The sequence below is a fragment of the Arcicella rosea genome, from assembly GCF_040543805.1.
GTDB classification, from domain to species: domain Bacteria; phylum Bacteroidota; class Bacteroidia; order Cytophagales; family Spirosomataceae; genus Arcicella; species Arcicella rosea.
The window spans coordinates 73,733-93,578 of record NZ_JBEUMS010000006.1 but is presented as its reverse complement, the minus strand read 5'-3'; the positions used below and the strand labels follow the sequence as shown (position 1 = coordinate 93,578).

Below are 19,846 nucleotides of genomic sequence, written 5' to 3'. Positions count from 1 at the left end.
AATGGTCGAAAAATATAAAGATGGTGGCGGGAGTTTACAAAGTAATTGATTAAAACGTACATGTTAACCTTTTCATAATTTAAACCTCATTCTTATGATTGCCTCTCTATCACAACTTGGAATTTTCCACACAGTTATTTCCATCATTGCGCTTATTTTTGCAGGAATCGCTTTATTTAGCGAAGGATTGATTAAACCATTTGGTAAATTGGGAAAGTATTACAGTGTACTTACTGCAATTGCTTGTATTTCATCTTTTTGGCTTTCCAAAACTGGGAAGTTCAATCCGGGACATGCGATTGGAATTTTAATCCTCCTTTTATTGATTTTAGCTTATTATTTAGGAGATAAAGTTCTTGCTAAAAGTAAAGCACTTTACATTCAAACTTTCAGTATGTCCACCACCGTTTTTCTTTCATTAATTCCTGCCGTTAACGAAACACTTTCACGCTTACCAGTTGATCAGCCATTATCTAGCGGACCAGATTCTCCTATTGTTCAAAATGTAGTGAAAGTATTATTGGTACTTTTAATTGCGGGATTAGCAGGGCAGTATTTTAAACTTAAAAAGGCTTAATTTTAAAAATAGTTGAATGATAATCCCGAAGTAATAATTGATTTACAGATATTTTCAGATTTGTGTTGAAATCGAATTCTGTATTTTGAATCATCATTTTGTTACTTCGGGATTTGAAGTAAATAGACCTCACACGATGAAAATTTGAATTTCCTTCTTTATCATTAAAAAGCAACCTATTATCTTTTCTTGCATACTTTCAAATAAATTATTGCAATAATTGCAAATAATTGTAGTTTTTCAGATAAATTGAACTGCTTTTTATGCGGTTTTCTATTTGGAAATCTAAATTCTTAAACGATTTAATATTGATTTCTTACAAAAAAGGACATAAAGTAGATTTTTAAACATTACTTTCATTTTTTGATTCAATCATTCATTTCAATCTAAAAATTATTTTATAAATGTTGGACTTTCAAATCAAGGAACAATCAACAGTTTATGATGTTGTCATCATTGGTTCGGGTGCGGGCGGTGGTATGGCAGCTTATGAGCTTACCAAAGCTGGTGCAAAAGTTTGTGTACTCGAAGCTGGTCAATATTACGACCCAGCCGACCCCAAATATATTACTCAATTAAAAAGTCCTTGGGAATCTCCTCGTCGTGGTGCTTCAAGTACTCGTGCTTTTGGTGATTTTGACGCTGCTTATGGTGGTTGGGACATTGAGGGCGAACCTTATACACACAAAGACGGTACTAAATTTGACTGGTTTCGTTCAAGAATGTTAGGAGGAAGGACCAATCACTGGGGAAGAATTTCCTTACGTTTTGGTCCTGATGATTTTAAAAGAAAGTCAATTGATGGTTTGGGTGAAGACTGGCCAATTGGTTATGACGACGTAAAACCATATTACGATTATGTAGATAAATTGATTGGTGTTTTCGGGACAAATGAAGGAAGAAGAAATGACCCAGATGGATACTTTTTACCTCCTCCAAAACCTCGTTTACACGAATTAATGCTTAAGAAGAGTGCAACGAATATTGGTATTCCAGTGATTCCGTCACGCCTTTCTATTCTGACAAAACCTATCAATAAAGACCGTGGACAATGTTTTTATTGCAGCCAGTGTAATAGAGCTTGTCAGGCTTATGCCGATTTTTCTTCTTCATCAGTTTTGATGATTCCTGCCATGAAAACAGGAAATTGTACATTGATTACCTACGCAATGGCTCGTGAAGTACTGACAGACCCAACAACAGGTTTGGCAACGGGTGTTTCGTATGTGGATACTCGTACAATGACGGAGAAAGTTGTGAAAGGTAAAATTGTAATTTTAGCAGCCAGCGCTGGTGAAACGGCTCGTTTGTTATTAAACTCAAAATCTGCTCGTTTCCCGAATGGTTTAGCCAATTCAAGTGGTATTGTTGGGCGTTATATCAATGACTCAACGGGTGCTTCTCGTTCAGCAATTATCCCAGCTTTGTTTGATAGAAAACGTTATAACGAAGATGGAGTAGGGGGCATGCACGTTTATACACCTTGGTGGGGTGATAATAAAAAGTTAGATTTCCCAAGAGGTTACCACATCGAATATGGTGGAGGTATGGGAATGCCGGCTTATGGTTTTGGTTGGGGTATCGAAGGAATTAATGAAAAATTCCCTACTCGTGAAGGTATTAAAAAAGCAGCTGGTGGTTATGGGGCATCTTTGAAAGAAGACTATCGACGTTTCTACGGAGCATATATCGGTATGGCGGGTAGAGGAGAACCTATACCTGACTATAATAATTATTGCGAAATTGACCCTACAGTAGTAGATAAATTTGGTATTCCTGTTTTGCGTTTCCACTATAAATGGTCGGACTACGAAATCAAGCAAGCAAAACACATGCAGGAAACCTTTGAGCAGTTAATTACTGAAATGGGAGGAACTCCTCTGGGTAAAAAGCCAGATGCAAGTACTAATTATGGCTTAGCTGATCCAGGAAGAATTATCCATGAAGTAGGAACAGCTAGAATGGGCAAAGACCCGAAAACTTCGGTATTGAATTCAAATTGTCAAGCGCATGATGTGAAAAACTTGTTTGTAGCTGATGCTGCACCATTTGTTTCGCAAGGAGATAAAAATGCAACTTGGACAATCTTGGCATTATCGGCTCGTACTTCAGAGTTTATTATTAATGAAAAGAAAAAAGGAAATTTGTAAAGAGGGGTAAGCTCCCATATCTGATTTTCAAGTTTTCAAATCATCAAATTTTCAAATCATGTTTTTATGAAAAGAAGAGATTATTTAAAAAATATAGGGCTTTCATCATTGGGTATGGCTGTGGTGAGCCAAGAAGCAGTGGCAATGGAGCTATTGCAAGGACCAAAGCCTAAACCAAAAACTACTAAAGCAACTACTCCCGCTGTTCCTAAATATAATTATGGTAGAACAGAAGATGAAATTGCTCGTGATGCTAAATTATTAGCAGAAAAATTCTTCAATGACCATGAAATGAAAACCATCACGGTATTGTCGGATATTATCATTCCTGCTGATGAGCATTCAGGAAGTGCTTCGCAGTCTGGAGTACCAGCTTTTATTGAATTTATCGTAAAGGATCAACCTACTTTCAAAACACCAATGCGTGGAGGTTTGCGTTGGATGGATTCGGCTTCGATAAAGCGTTTTGGAAAGACTTTTATTCTTTGTAGCAAAACGGAACAAATCAGTTTAGTGGATGAAATTGCTTATCCAAACCAAGCAAAACCAGAAGTATCGCAAGGAGTAAATTTCTTTTCTTTGATGAGAAATCTTACAGCATCAGGCTTTTACTCTTCAGAAATGGGACATCACGATATTGGTTATGTTGGTAATAGACCAAATAATTGGGAAGGAGTACCAGAAGAAGTATTAAAACAATATGGTTTGAGCTACGATTCTTAATAAAAAATGGACGGGATTTACATCTCGTCCATTTTTATTTCAGGGGATAAAATCCCTTTTTCTTATATTTCTACACTGACTAAATTTCTTACGATATCATCAAAAGTTTCCCTTTTACGAATCAATTTTGCTTCACCATCAATGACCAATACTTCGGCTGGTAATAATCTTGAATTATATTGCGAAGCCATCGAGAAACAATAAGCACCAGCATTTTTCATCGCAATGATGTCTCCAGCGGTTACTTTATTCATCAAGCGTTCGCCTTGTTTTCCTTCTGGCGTCCATGAAAAAGTATCTGTCTCACAGATATAACCCACTACTCTGTATTCGTCTTGTTCAGATTTATCTTCGTTAGAAGCATTAAAAATATCATGATAAGAACCATACATCATTGGGCGACCCAAGTGATTTAGACCAGAATTCACACAAACAAAAGTTTTGATTGGGTCAACTTTTACAGTATTGGCAGTTGTCAAAAAAGTACCAGCTTCGCTTACCAAGAATTTGCCCGGTTCGAACCAAAGTTGTAATTTACGACCATATTTTTTAGAGAAATCCAAGAAAGCGTTACTTAATACTTCGCCAACTTCTTTCATATCCGTTACGATGTCGCCTTCTTTATAAGCCACTTTAAAGCCACCACCTAAGTCGATAATCTCTAAATCTTTAAAGCTAAACGCCATCTCTAAAATAGCCGTTGCCGCTTTTGTGAAAGCATCAGCATTTTTTACATCAGAACCCGTATGTTGATGCAAACCGATAATTTTCATATCGTATTTTTCTACAATCGCTAAAATTTCAGCTTTCTGATGAATAGAAATCCCAAATTTTGATTCTGGATGCGCCGTCATAATTTTTTCGTTTCCGCCACCAAAAACATGAGGTTTCAAACGAATCAAAGCACCTTTAGTATTGCCAAAACGTTGCCCAAATTTTTCCAGTACGTCCAAATTATCCAAATTGATTCTTGTGCCTAATTCAGCCGCCAATTCAATTTCATCAAAAGAAACACCACTTGGCGTAAAAGTAATTTGCGAACCTTCATAGCCAGCCATCATCGCCAAACGTAATTCTTCAGGCGAAACCACATCAATTTCAACACCATGCTTTCGCATTAATTTCAAAATAGCCAAATTGGTGTTGGCTTTACAAGCATATTTTATTTTGAGATTAACATTCTTGAAAGAATCACGAAGAATGGATATTTTTTCGATAATTTTGTCAGCGTCATAGACGTACAAAGGTGTACCGAATTGATTAGCTAAATCAGTAAGTTTGATGTTTTGGATGGAATAATAAGACATATTTTGAAATTGGGATTGCGAAATTCTTTTTTACTCTTTGAAATTAAATTTCAAGTCTATTAAATCAATGGATAGAACTACAAAGATACTCCCAACTATTCACCAACTAAAAACAAAATGTGCTAAAAAGTTGAATTTGTTGATAGAATTTATGCTCAGATTCATTTGAATTGTCTCCTGAGTATTTGTAATCAGTAAAAAAGCCTAATTTTGAACTTTATATTTTACCGAAAAGTTGTAGTTGTAAATCCTCTTAGCTAATACTTTAGTTAAGTATTTCATAAACCTTAAAAGCGATGCAAGTAGAATTAGTTAGAATAGACGATGCCTTTCATTTTCAGGCAAACGGTATGTCGGGCGTACCAGTTGATATTGATGCTGCCGAAAATATTGGTGGACACAATGCGGGTTCTCGCCCGATGGAATTATTGTTGATGGGCTTAGGCGGTTGTACGGCTATCGACGTGATTCTAATCATGAAAAAACAACGCCAAGTAATTGAAGATTTAAAGATTTCAGTTTCGGGTGAACGTGAAAAAATTGAAGGAACAGAAATGACTCCTTTTCGCAAAATCAATATTCACTTTCAATTCAAAGGGAATATTGTAGAAGAAAAAGCCAAAAAAGCGATTGAATTATCAATGGAAAAGTATTGTTCGGCAACTGCACAATTTAGCGCTTCGGCAGAAATTACCCATACTTTCGAAATTGAACCAGTTTTAGTTTAGTAATTTAAAGAAGTAACAATGCAACAATATCATACGCTTTTAAAGCATATTCTTGAAAACGGAGCAGAAAAAACTGACCGTACAGGTACTGGTACAACCAGTATTTTCGGTTATCAAATGCGATTCAATTTACAAGAAGGTTTTCCATTAGTGACGACTAAAAAAGTACATTTAAAGTCGATTATCCATGAATTACTTTGGTTTATTAATGGAGATACCAATATCAAATATTTAAAAGATAATGGTGTAGGTATTTGGGATGAATGGGCAAATGAAAACGGTGACTTAGGTCCAGTTTATGGAAAACAATGGAGAAGTTGGACGGCGCCAAATGGCAAAGTAATCGACCAATTAAAAGAAGTAATTGATACTTTAAAGAAAAGTCCAGATTCAAGAAGAATTATCGTGAGTGCTTGGAATGTTGGAGAATTATCTGAAATGGCTTTAATGCCTTGTCATGCACTTTTTCAGTTTTATGTAGCCGATAATAAATTGTCTTGTCAATTGTATCAGCGTTCAGCAGATGTATTTTTGGGAGTACCTTTTAATATTGCGTCTTATGCTTTGTTGACAATGATGATTGCCCAAGTATGCGATTTAGAAGTAGGAGATTTTATTTGGACAGGTGGCGATACGCATATTTATTCAAATCATTATGAACAAGTAGCTACTCAGTTGGCTCGTGAACCTCGTGCTTTACCAACCATGAAAATCAATCCAGCAGTGAAAAGTATTTTTGATTTTAAATTTGAAGATTTCACTTTAGAAAACTATCATCCTTATCCGGGGATTAAAGCACCTGTAGCGGTGTAGGAATGAGATTTTCAAGAAGGCAAATAACAAAAAAAGGAACTATCGTCAAGACAGTTCCTTTTTTGTTGACCGTTATTTTCCCTACCCAATATTATCAATATCAAAAGGTAAAGTACGAATTCTTGTACCTGTTAAATTATAAATCGCATTGCAAAGTGCAGGAGCAAATGGTGGTAAACCTGGTTCGCCTACGCCTCCTGGTGCTTCTTGATTATCTACAATATACACTTCTGTTTTAGGCATTTCGTTAATTCTCAAAACATTGTATTGGTGGAAATTACTTTGTTCGGTAAGTCCGTCTTTGATAGTAATGCCATTTTTAATGGCAGCGGTTAAACCCATTACAATATTGCCTTCTGTTTGAGCTTTGATATTGTCTGGATTCACCGTCATTCCGCAGTCGATTACCGAAACTACTTTTTCGATTTTAACGCCTTTGCCATTTTTTGAAACCGTAACTGCATGAGCTACAATTGTTCCAAATGAACGAGCAACGGCTATCCCAATAGCTTGTCTTTCAGGAAGTTTTTGATGATAATTAGTCTTTTTCGCCAAGGTTTGTAATACTCTGCTAAATCTTGGAGCATCTGCCAACATATCTAAACGGAAAGCCAATGGGTCGGTTTTAGCAGCGTGTGCTAATTCATCAACAAAACATTCTTGTCCGAAAGCTGTCGTTGAAGAATATACTGAACGCCACCAAAGAATTGGAATCTCAGTTTCGGCTAAATGGAAACTTGCTTTACGACTTGCAAAATCATAAGGACTATCTTCTGTGTTGGCTGTTTCAATTGCCCAATCATCTGGTGCATTTTTCAATGGATTACCAAATACTTGGTGTTGAATTGAGCTACCTACAATTTTATGATTGTGGGCTAAAACATTGCCTTTTTCATCCAAACCGCCTTGCATTGCCGATAACATTCCCGGACGGAATGGTCCTTGCGTAGTATCATCTTCACGTGTCCAAATTACTTTTACAGGAGCATTTACTTGTTTTGAAAGATTCGCTGCTTCCATTACATAATCGAAATAAGCTTTTCTTCCGAAAGCACCGCCCATAAATGGCACGTTTACTTTTACATTTTCAGGTTTGATTTTCAAGTATTGTGCTACTTGTGGAATCAATCCGTCTGGTCCTTGAATAGGCGCCCAAATTTCTACTTTATCACCTTGTACCCAAACGGTAGCATTTTCTGGTTCGAGTGGAGCATGTGCCAAGAAAGGTGTTTCGTACTGTGCTTCTACTTTTTTTGTTGCACTTTCAAAACTTTTATTGAAATCACCTACTTTCTCATTTTTGTATTCTACACCTTCCGTTTTGGCTAAAGTTCTTAAGTTTTCAAAATAAGCATCGGTAGAAATTTTATCAGAACCTTGTGCATCCCAATTGATTTTCAAAGCTTTTCTGCCTTTCAAGGCTGCCCAATATGTATCAGCAATTACAGCTACTGCTTCAACTGCTTTATGAGGCATTTTGCGTTCTGTTTTTACCACGTATTTAACACCTTTTACTTTCATTGCTGCTGAACCATCGAAGCTAACAACTTTCCCATGAATGGTTGGTGAGCGTTCGATACTTGCATATAACATTCCCGGAATGTCTGAATCTATCCCGAAAACTGCTGTTCCATTTACTTTTGAAGGAATTTCTGGACGAGGCACCGATTTACCCAACAATTTAAAATCCTTTTGGTCTTTTAATTTCGGTTCTTTCGGAATTTCTAATTTTGAGGCTTCTTCTACTAATTCACCATAAGTATAAGATTTACCTGATGGCTTATGAAATACTTTGCCTGTTTCAGCATAGCATTCTGTTGTGGGTACTTGCCATTTTTTACTTGCGGCTGTTATCAACATTTCTTTTACTGCCGCACCTGCTTTACGCATCGGTAGCCAACGAGTACGCACTGACGATGAACCGCCCGAAAGCTGTGCGCCATATTTCCCTTGTCCGTCGGTATTACGGATTTCTACTTGATCTAAAGTAACTTCTAATTCTTCGGCAATTAAAAGCGGAAGCGATTGATAAGTACCTTGTCCCATATCTGGGCGTGCATTGAAAAGGATAATTTTACCATCGTCATTAATTAAAATGTAAGGATTTAATTCTATTCCTAAAGCACTTGCACTGCTTGTATCAATCTTGTGAAGGCTTTCTGCTTTACCGATTGAAGGTAATGAGAAACCAATTGCCAACATCGTGCTGGCTTTTATAAAGTCCCTGCGTGAGTTTTGCTGTGTCATGTTTTTGAGGTTTTAAAATTACTTGCCAGTAGAATTACCACCATCTTTCATTAATTCGGCTGCTCTATGAATTGCCTTACGAATACGTGGATAAGTACCACAACGACAAATATTTCCTGACATCGCTTCATCAATATCTGAGTCTGTTGGATTACTCTTTTCCTTCAATAAAGCTACTGCCGACATGATTTGCCCTGACTGACAATAACCACATTGTGGTACTTGTTCTTCAATCCAAGCTTTTTGAACAGCGCTATCGGTATTCACTGAAATACCTTCAATCGTTGTGATTTTGTTAGCAGCTTTCAACGTAGAGATTGGTGTTGAACATGAACGAATCGGTTGACCGTCCAAATGAACAGTACAAGCACCGCAAAGTGCCATACCACAACCAAACTTTGTACCTTTTAAACCTACGTGGTCACGAATGACCCACAAAAGGGGAGTGTCGGCATCAGCATCTACATTATACTTTTTGCCATTTACTGTGAGATTATACTTTGCCATGATTGTTAATTTTTTTTCTGTTGGCTTTCGGCTGTCTGCTTTCGGCTTTCAGAATTATTATTTTAGCTTGTTTTAAATAGCTGATAGCTGAAATCCGACATCCGAAATCCAACATCCAAAATCGAATTATTCAACTGAATAAGCTAACACTTTGTTCTTCAAGAAAGTTGGAATTAGCATTAGTTTTTTATTGTGGATATATTCAAAATCAGCCGTATTTACTTTTGCGTCAACTAAATCAAGGAGTAATTGTGTTTTTCCTTCTGTGTTGATATGCCAAACTTTTCCTCTCCATTCAGAAGCAAAATAACCTTTTTTGCCATCTGATAAAATACCATCAATGCCACCCATTCCTTCAGCAATAGTTGAAAATTGTTGCGATTGTAAATCATAAGCCAAAATTTTACCATCACCATTGCCGACAATCAATTTGCCATTTTCAAAGAATACTCCATTCGGATTTTTGAGCGGAGCACCTTCAACTACTTTTACGATTTGTCCTTTTTCTAATTTCCAAAGTCTATCCGAACGCATATCTGTGAAATACACAATTTTATTTTTGCTATCCACACTAACATCATTCAAGAACTTTGCATCAGGTACTTCGTATTTATGCAATACTTTGCCTGTTTTTGGGTCAATTTCTACTAATTTAAAGATTTCAGCAACATAAAGTTTGCCATCTAAAAAGCCCATTCCTTTTGTAGAATGTAGGTTTTCGCTCAGTTTTAATTGGGTGATTTTGCCACTTAAATCAATTTTTGCAATAAAGCTTTTTTCATTCGTTGCCGCAGGACCACCATTGATACAGGATACAAAAACAGTATTAGATTTAGGCTCGAATAAGATAGATTCTGGCGTGGTCAGTGTGGTATCGGTTTCCCAGAGTTTTTTTAAGGTTACTTGCGAGAAAGCGTAATTTGAAGAAAGTACTAGCGCAAAGAATGCTACGGTTTTAAATGATTTTTTCATTAGTTTTTAGATTTAAAAATAAGAATGCTCAAACAATTTATTCATGAATAAAAGTAGTGTTTTATCCTGATTTTCTTGTCTTTTTTTAGATGTACTTGGCGAAATTTCTGCTATAAAGTAGATTAAAGCCTATTGACTTTATACAAAGCCCTTTAAGAATTCCACAATCCATAAATAATTTTCCGCTAAGGCAATTTTGTTTTCCGAAATTGATAAATAATTTTCCGCTGAGGTGATTTTGTTTTCCGCAATTCAAAAATAATTTTCCTCAGAGGCGATTTTGTTTTCCGCAATTGATAAATAATTTTCCTCAGAGGCGATTTCATTTTCCACAATTGATAAATAATTTTCCTCAGAGGCGATTTCATTTTCCACAATTGATAAATAATTTTCCTCAGAGGCGATTTCATTTTCCGCAATTCAAAAATAATTTTCCTCAGAAGCATTTTTATTTTCCGCAAGGACAAAAAAATAGCGGAAATACATTCATCTCTGTAAGATTAGATGTATCTCCGCTAAGGAAAAAATGATTCATTTTTATCACCAATCAGGCGTTACTCCACCACGCACTCTTGCATTCAATGAAATTCTAATACCGAATTGTGTATTTTGAAACTTGGTGAAATCTTTGTTGGGTAAACCTCTATTATTATAAGCAAAAACAGCTTCAACTCTTAGTATTCTCAGAATTCCATCAATTCCATAACCAATTTCAACATTATGAATATCGTTGTTGGCAGTATAAAGATAATTAGCGAAAAGTTCTTCACGAATACCCTTATTACGAATTGTGGTAGATTGTGTTAGAGCGAATTTTCTAAGCCCGACCATCGTCATGATGTCGATGTATGAGCCATTGGTTGAAAAATAAAAAGGGTCAATCAGCTTTTTACTTACTCCCCAAATATAATTATCGTAAAAACCAACTAAACGATGTGTGGTAAGGGCATCGCCAATTGAAATCATGTTATTGTTTCCGTTGAAGTGCTTATAATCTGCGAAGGTCATTTTGTTCGCACTTAAAAAAGTACCTGCTTGGGCAATATAATTAAAATTGGTATTGATACTTAATGGGAAATTATGGGTGATTCCTAATTCTATGGTATGAAAATCTATCTCTGTGCCAAATACTTTTGGAATAGCTCCACGGTATTTAAAGGTAATCAGAGGCGATGAAGAAAAATCTACATAGCGAATACTATTACGATATTGTTTCTTGAGTGTAGGACGGTAATTAATCTGGAAACTTGCTAAGAAAGCATCGTTGCTTTGGAATTTTGTATTCGTAATTTCCTTGTTTTGAGGAAAGTTCGGAGAGTAAGGGTCGCCAGCAAAGTTAATCCAGTAATAATTAGTGGTGTTTTCTAAAGGATAACGCCTTGCCCACTCCAAAGAAGTTTTGATACCGAAAGTATTCGAGAAACGGTCGTTATAAGAAAGATTGACAAAATCTTTTTCATAGATTTTTACGAAGTTCTTTTTTAATAAAAGCGTTGAAAGAGAGTTCAAGTCGAGCGCAACAGGCGTATCAACATTGTACTGTGAAATGAATGAACCACCAGAAACACTAAAATCTTCTCTTTGTGTTTTCCAACGAATCTTCACCATTCCCATCGAACGATTCTGTGTTACTGAATAGCGCCAAGTAGGGTCAATTTCCCACCAATCATAGCGGTTTCTACGATAGCGAAACAATGCACCTGTATTATAAACAAAACCTTCGACGGTATTAAAATTGAAATCTAAAACAGGAGATTTATAATAGATTTCATAAGGATAGTATCCACGTTTGGTATTGCCCCAAAAGTATGAACGACTGAACAAAACACTTCCTATTCCAAACTTTTGATTGGCTTGTCGATAAGTTGAAAACTCATCAGGTTGTAAAGGGAGCGAGTTTTTGTTGTATGAGCTAATCGGTAAGTCGGGAGTGAAAGCTTTGAAATCTGAATTGAGTTTTAATTGATACCAAACATTATCGTTTTGAATATCAGCTTCAGGAGCGATTTCAATTTTATCGTAACGTCTTAAACCAGAAGCAATGTTGGCATCACTCCATTGGTTTTTAAGGTTGGTACTCAAAGCCGACATTACTTGTTTAAATTGCTGAACCTCAAAATTTCGTTCTTGGATATTGACGATTTCCTTGAATTCATCTTCATTAGGGCGAATTAATTCAGGAATTATTTTATGAATAATACTCTGGTAATTCCAAACTTTAGCTTTGTAAGTATATTCACCTTCAAAACCCATCAAAGCACCAGTGGCAGTGATTTGATAATGCTCAGGTACCCACTGGGTATTAAATGGCACATATCTTACTTGTATTTGATAAGTAATATTATAGTTTTTGACCTTTAATTCCACACTTTGTAGAAAAAAGTCCACATCAGTTAGGGAAATAATACCACTAAATACTTTTTCGTCGTTATTATTTTTGGGGATAACTTTTATTTGATGAATTTTTACTTGATTAATGATTTCAGTGCCTAAGTACTCAAAATCATAATATTGGAAAGCCTTTGGCGAAAGTGGCGAAATGGCATTTGTTCCTAAAGTAGCTTTATAGAAGTTTGGGTTAATGTATTTATCAGGACGAGCCTCAGTATGATAATTATTTCTAATGGCTTTGTTGATAAAATGATAAGTATTATCAGCACTTACTGAAAACTGCGCAAAAGACTCAGACTGGTAAAGAAGATTTTCTTCAACACCTTCATTCATTAAGATGGGTTTCCATAAGCCCGGAATTTGCGTCCACTTTGCAGAATTTTGGATAAATACTTCTGCTTGATAGTTAACAAAAGCTTTATCATGAAGCGGAGCAAGCTCAATAGCTTTTTGAATAATGCTATTGGCATCTAAGTTTGAATCAGCATTATTTTTTTGAAAAGCGTACGAATTATTATATAAATTGATGGTCAAAAATATAAATAAAGCAATTATTTTTTTTACGAACATATTGTTTGTTTTGTTTCTGAATCTAGCATAAGCTTATAAAGTTTTAGGGTTTAGCGATTAAAGACTTAAACGTTGAAAATCAAATAAAAATTATTGATTAAACCAATGTTAAGAGTTATTAAAAAATTGAGGAGTAAATTTACAAACAAACTTTGGTACAATTATTTGTTATTGATAAATCTTAGTTTTATTGATAATATTTAACCGCTTATCAATTATTGAGATTTTTGCTAAACACAAGTAATATTTTAGTTGTTAGAACAATTAAATGGCATTAATTTCATTAATTAATCAAATTAATATTACACATTCAAACAAAAAAAATATGCAATCCACTCAGTTAAGCCTTATTGTTAAGAAACTAACCGAGTTTTACGGTACTGATTTTGACAACTTTGCGTATCAATCACCACTTTCGAAGCAGACAACTTTCAAAGTAAACGAAATTGATGATTTTGTAAACGCACTTACGCAAGCAGCCCGAAAACAAAAATTCTTAGTAGTAGAAAATTATGCAGATGAGCAAGGTTTTAAAGAGCTCATTCAAGCCAACAACCACCCTGTAATTTTTTTTGATGAAAGTAAGGATGGCATTAAAACCATTTTTGCTGCCAGACAATTAAAAAACAGCAAGCCATTTTTTTATCAGTTTGTCGATGACAAAGGCGTAGAAGAAATTGATGAAAACCAATTGTTTCATCCAGCCACAGTCAGTAATCAAGCCGATAGCACCAAAGATGGGAAAGTAAGGTTTCTGGTTGTATATCCTTTAGAAAATATTGACGATACACCAATTGTAGAAGACATCAGCCCGATGAAGCGTTTGTTCAGAATGCTGGGTGCAGAACGAAAAGACATTGGTTATATTTACATTTATGCCATCGTCGTCGGAATTATCAGCTTAACCTTACCATTAGGAATTCAGGCAATTATCGGGTTAGTGTCTGGAGGTTTAGCTTTCAGCTCAGTTTATGTTTTAATTACCATCGTTATACTTGGAGTTACCATTTCAGGGGTTTTGCAAATTTACCAACAAACCTTAGTAGAAGTATTACAAAGAAGAGTATTTGCAAAAGCCGCTTTTGAATTCACCTATCGTATTCCAAGAGTAAAGTCCGAAGCCCTTTTAGGCTCTTATGCTCCCGAATTAATGAACCGCTTTTTTGATATTCTCAATGTTCAAAAAGCCCTTCCTAAAGTATTAATTGATATTACTGCCGCCCTCATTCAGATTCTCTTCGGTATTATTTTATTGTCATTGTATCATCCTTACTTTATTGCATTTGGTTTGTTAACCATCGCCATCGTCACTTTTGTGGTGTATTTGAATGCAGCAAAAGGAATGGAAACAAGTCTGGCAGAATCTAAATACAAGTACAAAGTTGCGCAGTGGCTAGAAGATATTGCTCGTACTTTATATGCTTTCAAATCGGCAGGTTCTACAAATTTGCCAATGCAAAGAATGGATTACTTGGTGAATAACTATTTGAAATACAGAAAGAAACACTTTAAAGTATTGTTGATTTTGTATGGAAATGCAGTATTCTTCAAGACTTTCGTGACAGCAGTTTTATTGATTTTGGGTACTTCATTGGTTATCGACCGACAAATTTCTCTAGGACAATTTGTTGCTTCTGAAATTATCATTGTATTAGTGGTGAACTCTGTTGAAAAACTTATTTCTGGAGCAGATACTGTTTTTGATTTGTTGACGGCAGTAGAGAAAATGGGTCATGTTACCGATTTACCTTTAGAACGCCAATCAGGATTAAATATTAATTTTCACGAGAAAAACGAGGGACTTGAAATTAAATTGAAAGATTTAAGTTATCGTTATCCGGGCGAAACTAAATATGTATTGAAAAAACTCAATGTCGATATAACACCTAAAGAAAGTATTTGTATTACAGGAACGAATGGTTCTGGGAAAGAAACTTTATTAAAAATACTTTCAGCAATTTTTACGGATTTTGAAGGAGCTATTAATTATAATGGCATGTCAATCAGAGATGTGAAATTAGATTCAATCCGTGATAGCATTGAAAGAAATCTTGCATTAGATGCCATTTTTGATGGAACATTATTGGATAATATTGCTATGGGACGTTCAGGAGTAAAATATACTGACGTGAAATGGGCATTAGATAGTTTGAACTTAAGCGACTTTATTGCTGAACTTCCAGAAGGCTTAAATACTTCGATGATTGCAGGAGGAAAACGTTTTTCAGAAAGTTTTATCGCTAAAATTTCGGTGGCTAGATGTGTGGTTGAAAAACCAAAATTATTGATGATTACTGATATTTATCGTGAATTACACAAAGCAGAACGCCTAAAAACAATTGCTTTTTTAACTGATAAATCTAATCCTTGGACGCTCCTCACGATTTCAAATGACCCAATGGTAATGGCAGCATGCGACAAAGTAATCGTTTTGAACGAAGGCGAAATTGTGTTACAAGGAAAATACCAAGATTTAATCAAAGACATTCACTTTCAAGAAGCTATAGACTAAGATATGTTAAATTTATCAAAACAAAGTGTCAGTAAGCGAGTAAACGAGCAGTTTGAATTACATTCGCTCAATACGCTTCATACACCACGTTCGGCGGTAGTGCTAAAACGTTGGCTGATGGCTATCGTGGTGATTTTACTAATGGTGATGTTTTTACCTTGGCAACAAAACGTAACAGGAAAAGGTGATATTTCTGCCTTTACACCCAAAGATAGACCACAAAATATCCAGAATATTATTTCGGGAAGAATTGAAAAATGGCTAGTTAAAGAAGGTGATTTAGTACAAAAAGGAGATACGCTTTTAGTGATTTCTGAAACAAAAGATGATTACTTTGATCCAAACCTTCCTGCTCGTTTACAAGACCAATTAACAGCCAAAAAAGCTGGACTGGATAGTTACCAAGCAAAAATTGTAGCTTTAGAACAGCAAATTGCTGCTTTAGAGCAAAATCAAAAATTTAGTTTGCAAAAAGCTAAAAATAAAGTAAAGCAAGGAGTACTAAAAGTAACTTCTGATAGTACAGACGTCATTGCCGAACAAGTACAATTTAATATTGCGCAAACTCGATACGACAGGGGAGAAGACCAGTACAAAAATGGCGGTTTGGTTTCCTTGAGTGAGTTTGAATCACGTAAATTGAAGTTGCAAGAAACAAGAGCCAAATTGGTTTCTACGCAAAATAAATTAGCTATTTCTCGTCAAGAATTAACAAATGCACAAATTGAATTGAATTCTATTGGGGCAGAATATGCTGAAAAAATTGCGAAAGCTCAGTCGGATAAAAGTTCGGCATTATCTGCTTTGGCGGCTGGTCAGTATGAAATTTCACAGTTGAGTAATAAAATTACCAATGTTGATATTCGTAGAAATCAATATTATATCAAAGCACCCCAAGAAGGTTATGTCGTTCGTGCGTTAAAAGCAGGTATCGGCGAAACCATCAAAGAAGGAGAATCTATTTGTACGCTTCAACCTTTTGCACCTGAAATGGCTGTAGAATTGTATGTAAGAGCGATGGATGTTCCTTTAATTACAGAAGGACGAGAAGTTCGTTTACAATTTGAAGGTTGGCCTTCTTTAGTATTTTCAGGTTGGCCATCAACATCAGTCGGTACTTTTGGTGGAGTGGTGAAAGTAATTGATAGAATTGATAATGCGAAAGGTGAATATCGTTTATTGGTCATTCCAAAAATTCATAAAGGCGAACAAGATTGGCCAAAACAATTAAGAATGGGTTCAGGAGTAGTAGGTTGGGTAATGCTTGATGATGTACCAGTTTGGTATGAAATCTGGCGTCAGCTAAATGCTTTCCCTCCTTCATTGAAAAATGAACCTGAAGCCACGTTAAAATCTGAAAAAGCCAAGTAAAATGAAACAAATAAAAATGAGTGGCGTTCATCAAGCTGGACTTTTTACAAGTAAAGGTTTTTCCACGCCACGATTTTACAACATATATTTCTTCCTACTTTTAATACTGTGTATTCCTAAAGCGAATGCACAGTCAGCTTTTAGTTATGAAGATTTCAAAAGTTTAGTCTTGAAAAATCATCCAACCGTAAAACAAGCTAATTTGTATTTATCGGATGCTGATGCTGAAATCATGCAAGCAAAAGGTGCTTTTGATCCTAAGCTGTCATCAGATTTTGATAGAAAGGCTTTTAAAGGCGATGATTATTATAATCGTTGGAAAAATGCCTTGAAAATTCCGACTTGGACAGGCGTAGATTTTAAAGTTGGTTATGAACAAAGTACAGGTAAAAAGCTTTTGTCGGAAGAGTCTTCTCGTTTGATGGTAGCAGGATTGAGCGTTCCAATTGGGCAAGGGTTAGTGATTGATGCCAGAAGAAATACTTTAAAGCAAGCCAATTTAGCTAAAAATATTGCAGAAGCAGAACGCCAGAAACTTATCAACAAAACCATTTTGTATGCCGCAAAAAGTTATTGGGAATGGTGGTTTAGTCATCAACAATTACAGTTTATCCGTGAAGGGTATGACTTAGCAAATAAAAGATTTGTAGCTACCCGTGAACGTTCAAGAGTTGGTGAACAAGCAACGATTGATTCTGTTGAAGCAAAAATTACTTTGCAAGACCGTGAAGTAGCTTTGGAACAAGCTCAAGTAGATTTGCAAAATGCTCGTTTAGCTTTGTCGAATTATTTGTGGGATGAAAAGGAAACACCTTTGGAATTACCCGAAAATGCCTTTCCGCCATTATCAGCCGTTCGGAAAGTAGATGAAACGACATTACAAAGTTTGATTACTCAGGCGAAAGCACAACATCCTGAAATTCAAAAATATGATTTGAAAATTCAGCAATTGGGCATTGAAGAAAAGTTCAGAAAGGAAATGTTAAAGCCTACTTTTAACGCTAATTTCAATTTAATTGCCGATAGTTTTAGCTCAAATCCTGCTTATACTTACGAAAATTCATTTTCAGCAAATAATCATAAACTAGGTTTTGAGTTTGTAATGCCACTTTTTCTAAGAAAAGAAAGAGGCAAATTACAGCAAATCAGAATCAAACAGCAAAGTACAGGTTTTGAATTGAATTTGGCTCGTCGTGAAATTATGAACGAAGTATATTCGGCTTACAATGAAGTGAAAAATTATGAGCGTCAGCTACGCATTCAGCAAGATGCCGCTAAAAATCAGGAACTTCTAACAAAAGCTGAACAGCGAAAATTTGATATTGGTGAAAGTACTTTATTTTTAATCAACACTCGTGAAAGTAAATTGATTGATATGAAAATAAAAGTAGAATCATTGAAGAGTAAATACGAGAAAGCATTGGCAAATTTGGCATATACAGCAGGTTTGACAGAGCTTTTGTGATTTTTTTCTATCAAGTAGTATGGACTGTTAATTTGTATTTGTCGTAAATTTTAGCTATCTTTTCAAAATTGAACATCAACGTTTGTTCGTTCTTCGTGCTGAAATACTTACTGAGAGCCAACAAGTTCAAGACAATACTTGTTAGACGAGCAAATTTTAAACAAATACAAATTGACATTTCAAGATTTCAACTTTGATTCAAAGCTATTAGACGGCCTTGATTCAATGGGTTATAACAAACCAACTGCGATACAAGAACAGGCTATTCCGCTGATTCTGCAAAATAAAGATTTAATTGCCTGTGCTCAGACTGGAACAGGTAAAACTGCTGCCTTTTTATTGCCGACTTTGCATAAAATTATCAACACGCCTGAAAAACAAAGACATCTCAACACGCTGATTATTTCTCCCACCCGTGAACTCGCTACGCAAATCGACCAACAAGTTGAAGGATTGGGTTATTTCACAGGTGTAAGTTCCATTTCTATTTATGGAGGTGGTGATGGCGCTGCCTGGAATCAGCAGAAAAAAGCTTTGGAAGATGGCGCAGAAATCATCATTGCTACACCCGGAAGGCTTATTGCTTTGTTGCAAATGGGGAAAATCAACTTTTCACATTTAAAACATTTGATTTTAGACGAAGCCGACAGAATGTTGGATATGGGTTTTTATGATGATATTATTAAAATTATCAAGTATTTACCTACCAATCGCCAGACGATTCTTTTCTCGGCGACGATGCCTCCCAAAATTAGATTATTAGCAAATACCATTCTGAAAAATCCAGAAGAAGTAAATATTTCCATTTCAAAACCTTCTGATGGTATTTCTCAACAAGCGTATTTGGTGTATGATACGCAGAAAATAAAATTGTTGACACATCTTTTAGAAGAAGGTAAATACAGTAGTGTAATTATTTTTGCTTCAACCAAAGAGAACGTAAAACAGTTAGATAAAGAACTTCGACAGGCAGGACTAAAAGCAAAGGCATTTCACTCTGATTTAGACCAAAAAGAAAGAGAAGATATTCTACGTGAATTCAGAAGTAAATCATTACCAATTTTGATTGGAACGGATATTCTTTCAAGAGGAATTGATGTAGAAGGAATTAATTTAGTGGTTAATTTTAATACCCCACACGACCCCGAAGATTATATTCATAGAATCGGTAGAACTGCTCGTGCCGCAACAACAGGAGTAGCAATTACTTTTATCAATGATAAAGACCAAAAGAAATTTGCCGCTATAGAAACCTTAATTGGAAGAGAAATTCCTAAATCGCCACTTCCTGAAGGGATGGGAGAAGCCCCAGTTTATCAACCGAATAAAAGAGTAAATGCGGATGGTTTCAAGAAAAAACCATTTAAGAAAAAGAAAAAATTTGTTAAAAAAGAGCAATAATATATAGGCTGTTTCTGGAGTTGTTAAAAATTGAAGCAACAGCCTAAATTCAAACATCGTTTTACTTATTAAATTAATGAGAGTAAGGTAAATGTCATTTCTACCGCTTAAT

Annotated in this window: 14 protein-coding genes; 9 read left to right on the top strand and 5 right to left on the bottom strand. The window is 35.5% G+C overall.

Annotated features, from left to right (window positions below; translation table 11 throughout):
- The first annotated feature begins 94 nt into the window (after positions 1 to 94).
- From ABID42_RS09270 to ABID42_RS09260, 3 genes are all read left to right on the top strand, one after another.
- A complete protein-coding gene (locus ABID42_RS09270; RefSeq protein ID WP_367283420.1) occupies positions 95 to 577 on the top strand; it encodes a hypothetical protein in 483 nt (160 codons plus the stop codon).
- A gap of 404 nt (positions 578 to 981) precedes the next feature.
- Entirely contained in the window at positions 982 to 2,727 is a 1,746-nt protein-coding gene (locus tag ABID42_RS09265; RefSeq protein WP_367283419.1) for a GMC family oxidoreductase, read from the top strand.
- A gap of 66 nt (positions 2,728 to 2,793) precedes the next feature.
- Positions 2,794 to 3,450, top strand: coding sequence for a gluconate 2-dehydrogenase subunit 3 family protein (locus ABID42_RS09260; RefSeq protein ID WP_367283418.1), 657 nt, complete (start codon positions 2,794 to 2,796; stop codon positions 3,448 to 3,450).
- A gap of 62 nt (positions 3,451 to 3,512) precedes the next feature.
- Here the strand turns inward: ABID42_RS09260 and lysA are convergent, their stop codons facing one another.
- Positions 3,513 to 4,757: a diaminopimelate decarboxylase gene (gene lysA, locus ABID42_RS09255; RefSeq protein WP_367283417.1), complete on the bottom strand. Its 1,245-nt coding sequence runs from the start codon at positions 4,755 to 4,757 to the stop codon at positions 3,513 to 3,515.
- Positions 4,758 to 5,053: 296 nt separating this feature from the next.
- On the opposite strand from lysA, the gene ABID42_RS09250 reads away from it, so the two are divergent.
- A complete protein-coding gene (locus ABID42_RS09250) occupies positions 5,054 to 5,485 on the top strand; it encodes an OsmC family protein (protein ID WP_367283416.1) in 432 nt (143 codons plus the stop codon).
- Between the two features lie 18 nt (positions 5,486 to 5,503).
- Entirely contained in the window at positions 5,504 to 6,298 is a 795-nt protein-coding gene (locus ABID42_RS09245) for a thymidylate synthase (protein WP_367283415.1), read from the top strand.
- 81 nt (positions 6,299 to 6,379) lie between these two features.
- Here ABID42_RS09245 and ABID42_RS09240 read toward each other — a convergent pair whose 3' ends face one another.
- The 4 genes from ABID42_RS09240 to ABID42_RS09225 all read right to left on the bottom strand — a co-directional run bounded on the left by ABID42_RS09240 (position 6,380) and on the right by ABID42_RS09225 (position 12,949).
- A complete protein-coding gene (locus ABID42_RS09240; protein WP_367283414.1) occupies positions 6,380 to 8,545 on the bottom strand; it encodes a xanthine dehydrogenase family protein molybdopterin-binding subunit in 2,166 nt (721 codons plus the stop codon).
- Positions 8,546 to 8,563: 18 nt separating this feature from the next.
- Positions 8,564 to 9,052, bottom strand: a complete 489-nt coding sequence (locus ABID42_RS09235; RefSeq protein ID WP_323255818.1) for a 2Fe-2S iron-sulfur cluster-binding protein — start codon at positions 9,050 to 9,052, stop codon at positions 8,564 to 8,566.
- Positions 9,053 to 9,178: 126 nt separating this feature from the next.
- On the bottom strand, positions 9,179 to 10,024 hold the full coding sequence (locus ABID42_RS09230) for an SMP-30/gluconolactonase/LRE family protein (protein WP_367283413.1): 846 nt from the start codon (positions 10,022 to 10,024) through the stop codon (positions 9,179 to 9,181).
- A gap of 540 nt (positions 10,025 to 10,564) precedes the next feature.
- The gene (locus ABID42_RS09225; protein WP_367283412.1) at positions 10,565 to 12,949 is read right to left on the bottom strand and encodes a DUF5686 family protein; all 2,385 of its coding nucleotides are present in this window, start codon (positions 12,947 to 12,949) and stop codon (positions 10,565 to 10,567) included.
- A gap of 361 nt (positions 12,950 to 13,310) precedes the next feature.
- Between ABID42_RS09225 and ABID42_RS09220 the strand changes: the two genes are divergently transcribed.
- The 4 genes from ABID42_RS09220 (at position 13,311) to ABID42_RS09205 (ending at position 19,734) form a co-directional block, all read left to right on the top strand.
- Positions 13,311 to 15,497 carry an ATP-binding cassette domain-containing protein gene (locus ABID42_RS09220; protein WP_323259925.1) on the top strand — a complete coding sequence of 729 codons (2,187 nt, stop codon included), beginning with the start codon at positions 13,311 to 13,313 and terminating at the stop codon, positions 15,495 to 15,497.
- A gap of 3 nt (positions 15,498 to 15,500) precedes the next feature.
- Positions 15,501 to 16,868, top strand: coding sequence for an HlyD family secretion protein (locus tag ABID42_RS09215; protein ID WP_323259927.1), 1,368 nt, complete (start codon positions 15,501 to 15,503; stop codon positions 16,866 to 16,868).
- Between the two features lies 1 nt (position 16,869).
- Positions 16,870 to 18,333, top strand: a complete 1,464-nt coding sequence (locus ABID42_RS09210) for a TolC family protein (protein ID WP_367283411.1) — start codon at positions 16,870 to 16,872, stop codon at positions 18,331 to 18,333.
- A 171-nt stretch (positions 18,334 to 18,504) separates the two neighbouring features.
- Positions 18,505 to 19,734, top strand: coding sequence for a DEAD/DEAH box helicase (locus tag ABID42_RS09205; RefSeq protein WP_367283410.1), 1,230 nt, complete (start codon positions 18,505 to 18,507; stop codon positions 19,732 to 19,734).
- The last annotated feature ends 112 nt before the right edge of the window (positions 19,735 to 19,846 follow it).

What these genes read in the sequence shown, in the direction of transcription:
- ABID42_RS09215 (WP_323259927.1), top strand. Translation starts at nt 15,501, where the DNA reads ATGTTAAATTTATCAAAACAAAGTGTCAGTAAGCGAGTAAACGAGCAG.
- ABID42_RS09210 (WP_367283411.1), top strand. Translation starts at nt 16,870, where the DNA reads ATGAAACAAATAAAAATGAGTGGCGTTCATCAAGCTGGACTTTTTACA.
- ABID42_RS09220 (WP_323259925.1), top strand. Translation starts at nt 13,311, where the DNA reads ATGCAATCCACTCAGTTAAGCCTTATTGTTAAGAAACTAACCGAGTTT.
- ABID42_RS09260 (WP_367283418.1), top strand. Translation starts at nt 2,794, where the DNA reads ATGAAAAGAAGAGATTATTTAAAAAATATAGGGCTTTCATCATTGGGT.
- ABID42_RS09265 (WP_367283419.1), top strand. Translation starts at nt 982, where the DNA reads ATGTTGGACTTTCAAATCAAGGAACAATCAACAGTTTATGATGTTGTC.
- ABID42_RS09250 (WP_367283416.1), top strand. Translation starts at nt 5,054, where the DNA reads ATGCAAGTAGAATTAGTTAGAATAGACGATGCCTTTCATTTTCAGGCA.
- ABID42_RS09235 (WP_323255818.1), bottom strand. Translation starts at nt 9,052, where the DNA reads ATGGCAAAGTATAATCTCACAGTAAATGGCAAAAAGTATAATGTAGAT.
- ABID42_RS09245 (WP_367283415.1), top strand. Translation starts at nt 5,504, where the DNA reads ATGCAACAATATCATACGCTTTTAAAGCATATTCTTGAAAACGGAGCA.
- ABID42_RS09240 (WP_367283414.1), bottom strand. Translation starts at nt 8,545, where the DNA reads ATGACACAGCAAAACTCACGCAGGGACTTTATAAAAGCCAGCACGATG.
- lysA (WP_367283417.1), bottom strand. Translation starts at nt 4,757, where the DNA reads ATGTCTTATTATTCCATCCAAAACATCAAACTTACTGATTTAGCTAAT.
- ABID42_RS09270 (WP_367283420.1), top strand. Translation starts at nt 95, where the DNA reads ATGATTGCCTCTCTATCACAACTTGGAATTTTCCACACAGTTATTTCC.
- ABID42_RS09230 (WP_367283413.1), bottom strand. Translation starts at nt 10,024, where the DNA reads ATGAAAAAATCATTTAAAACCGTAGCATTCTTTGCGCTAGTACTTTCT.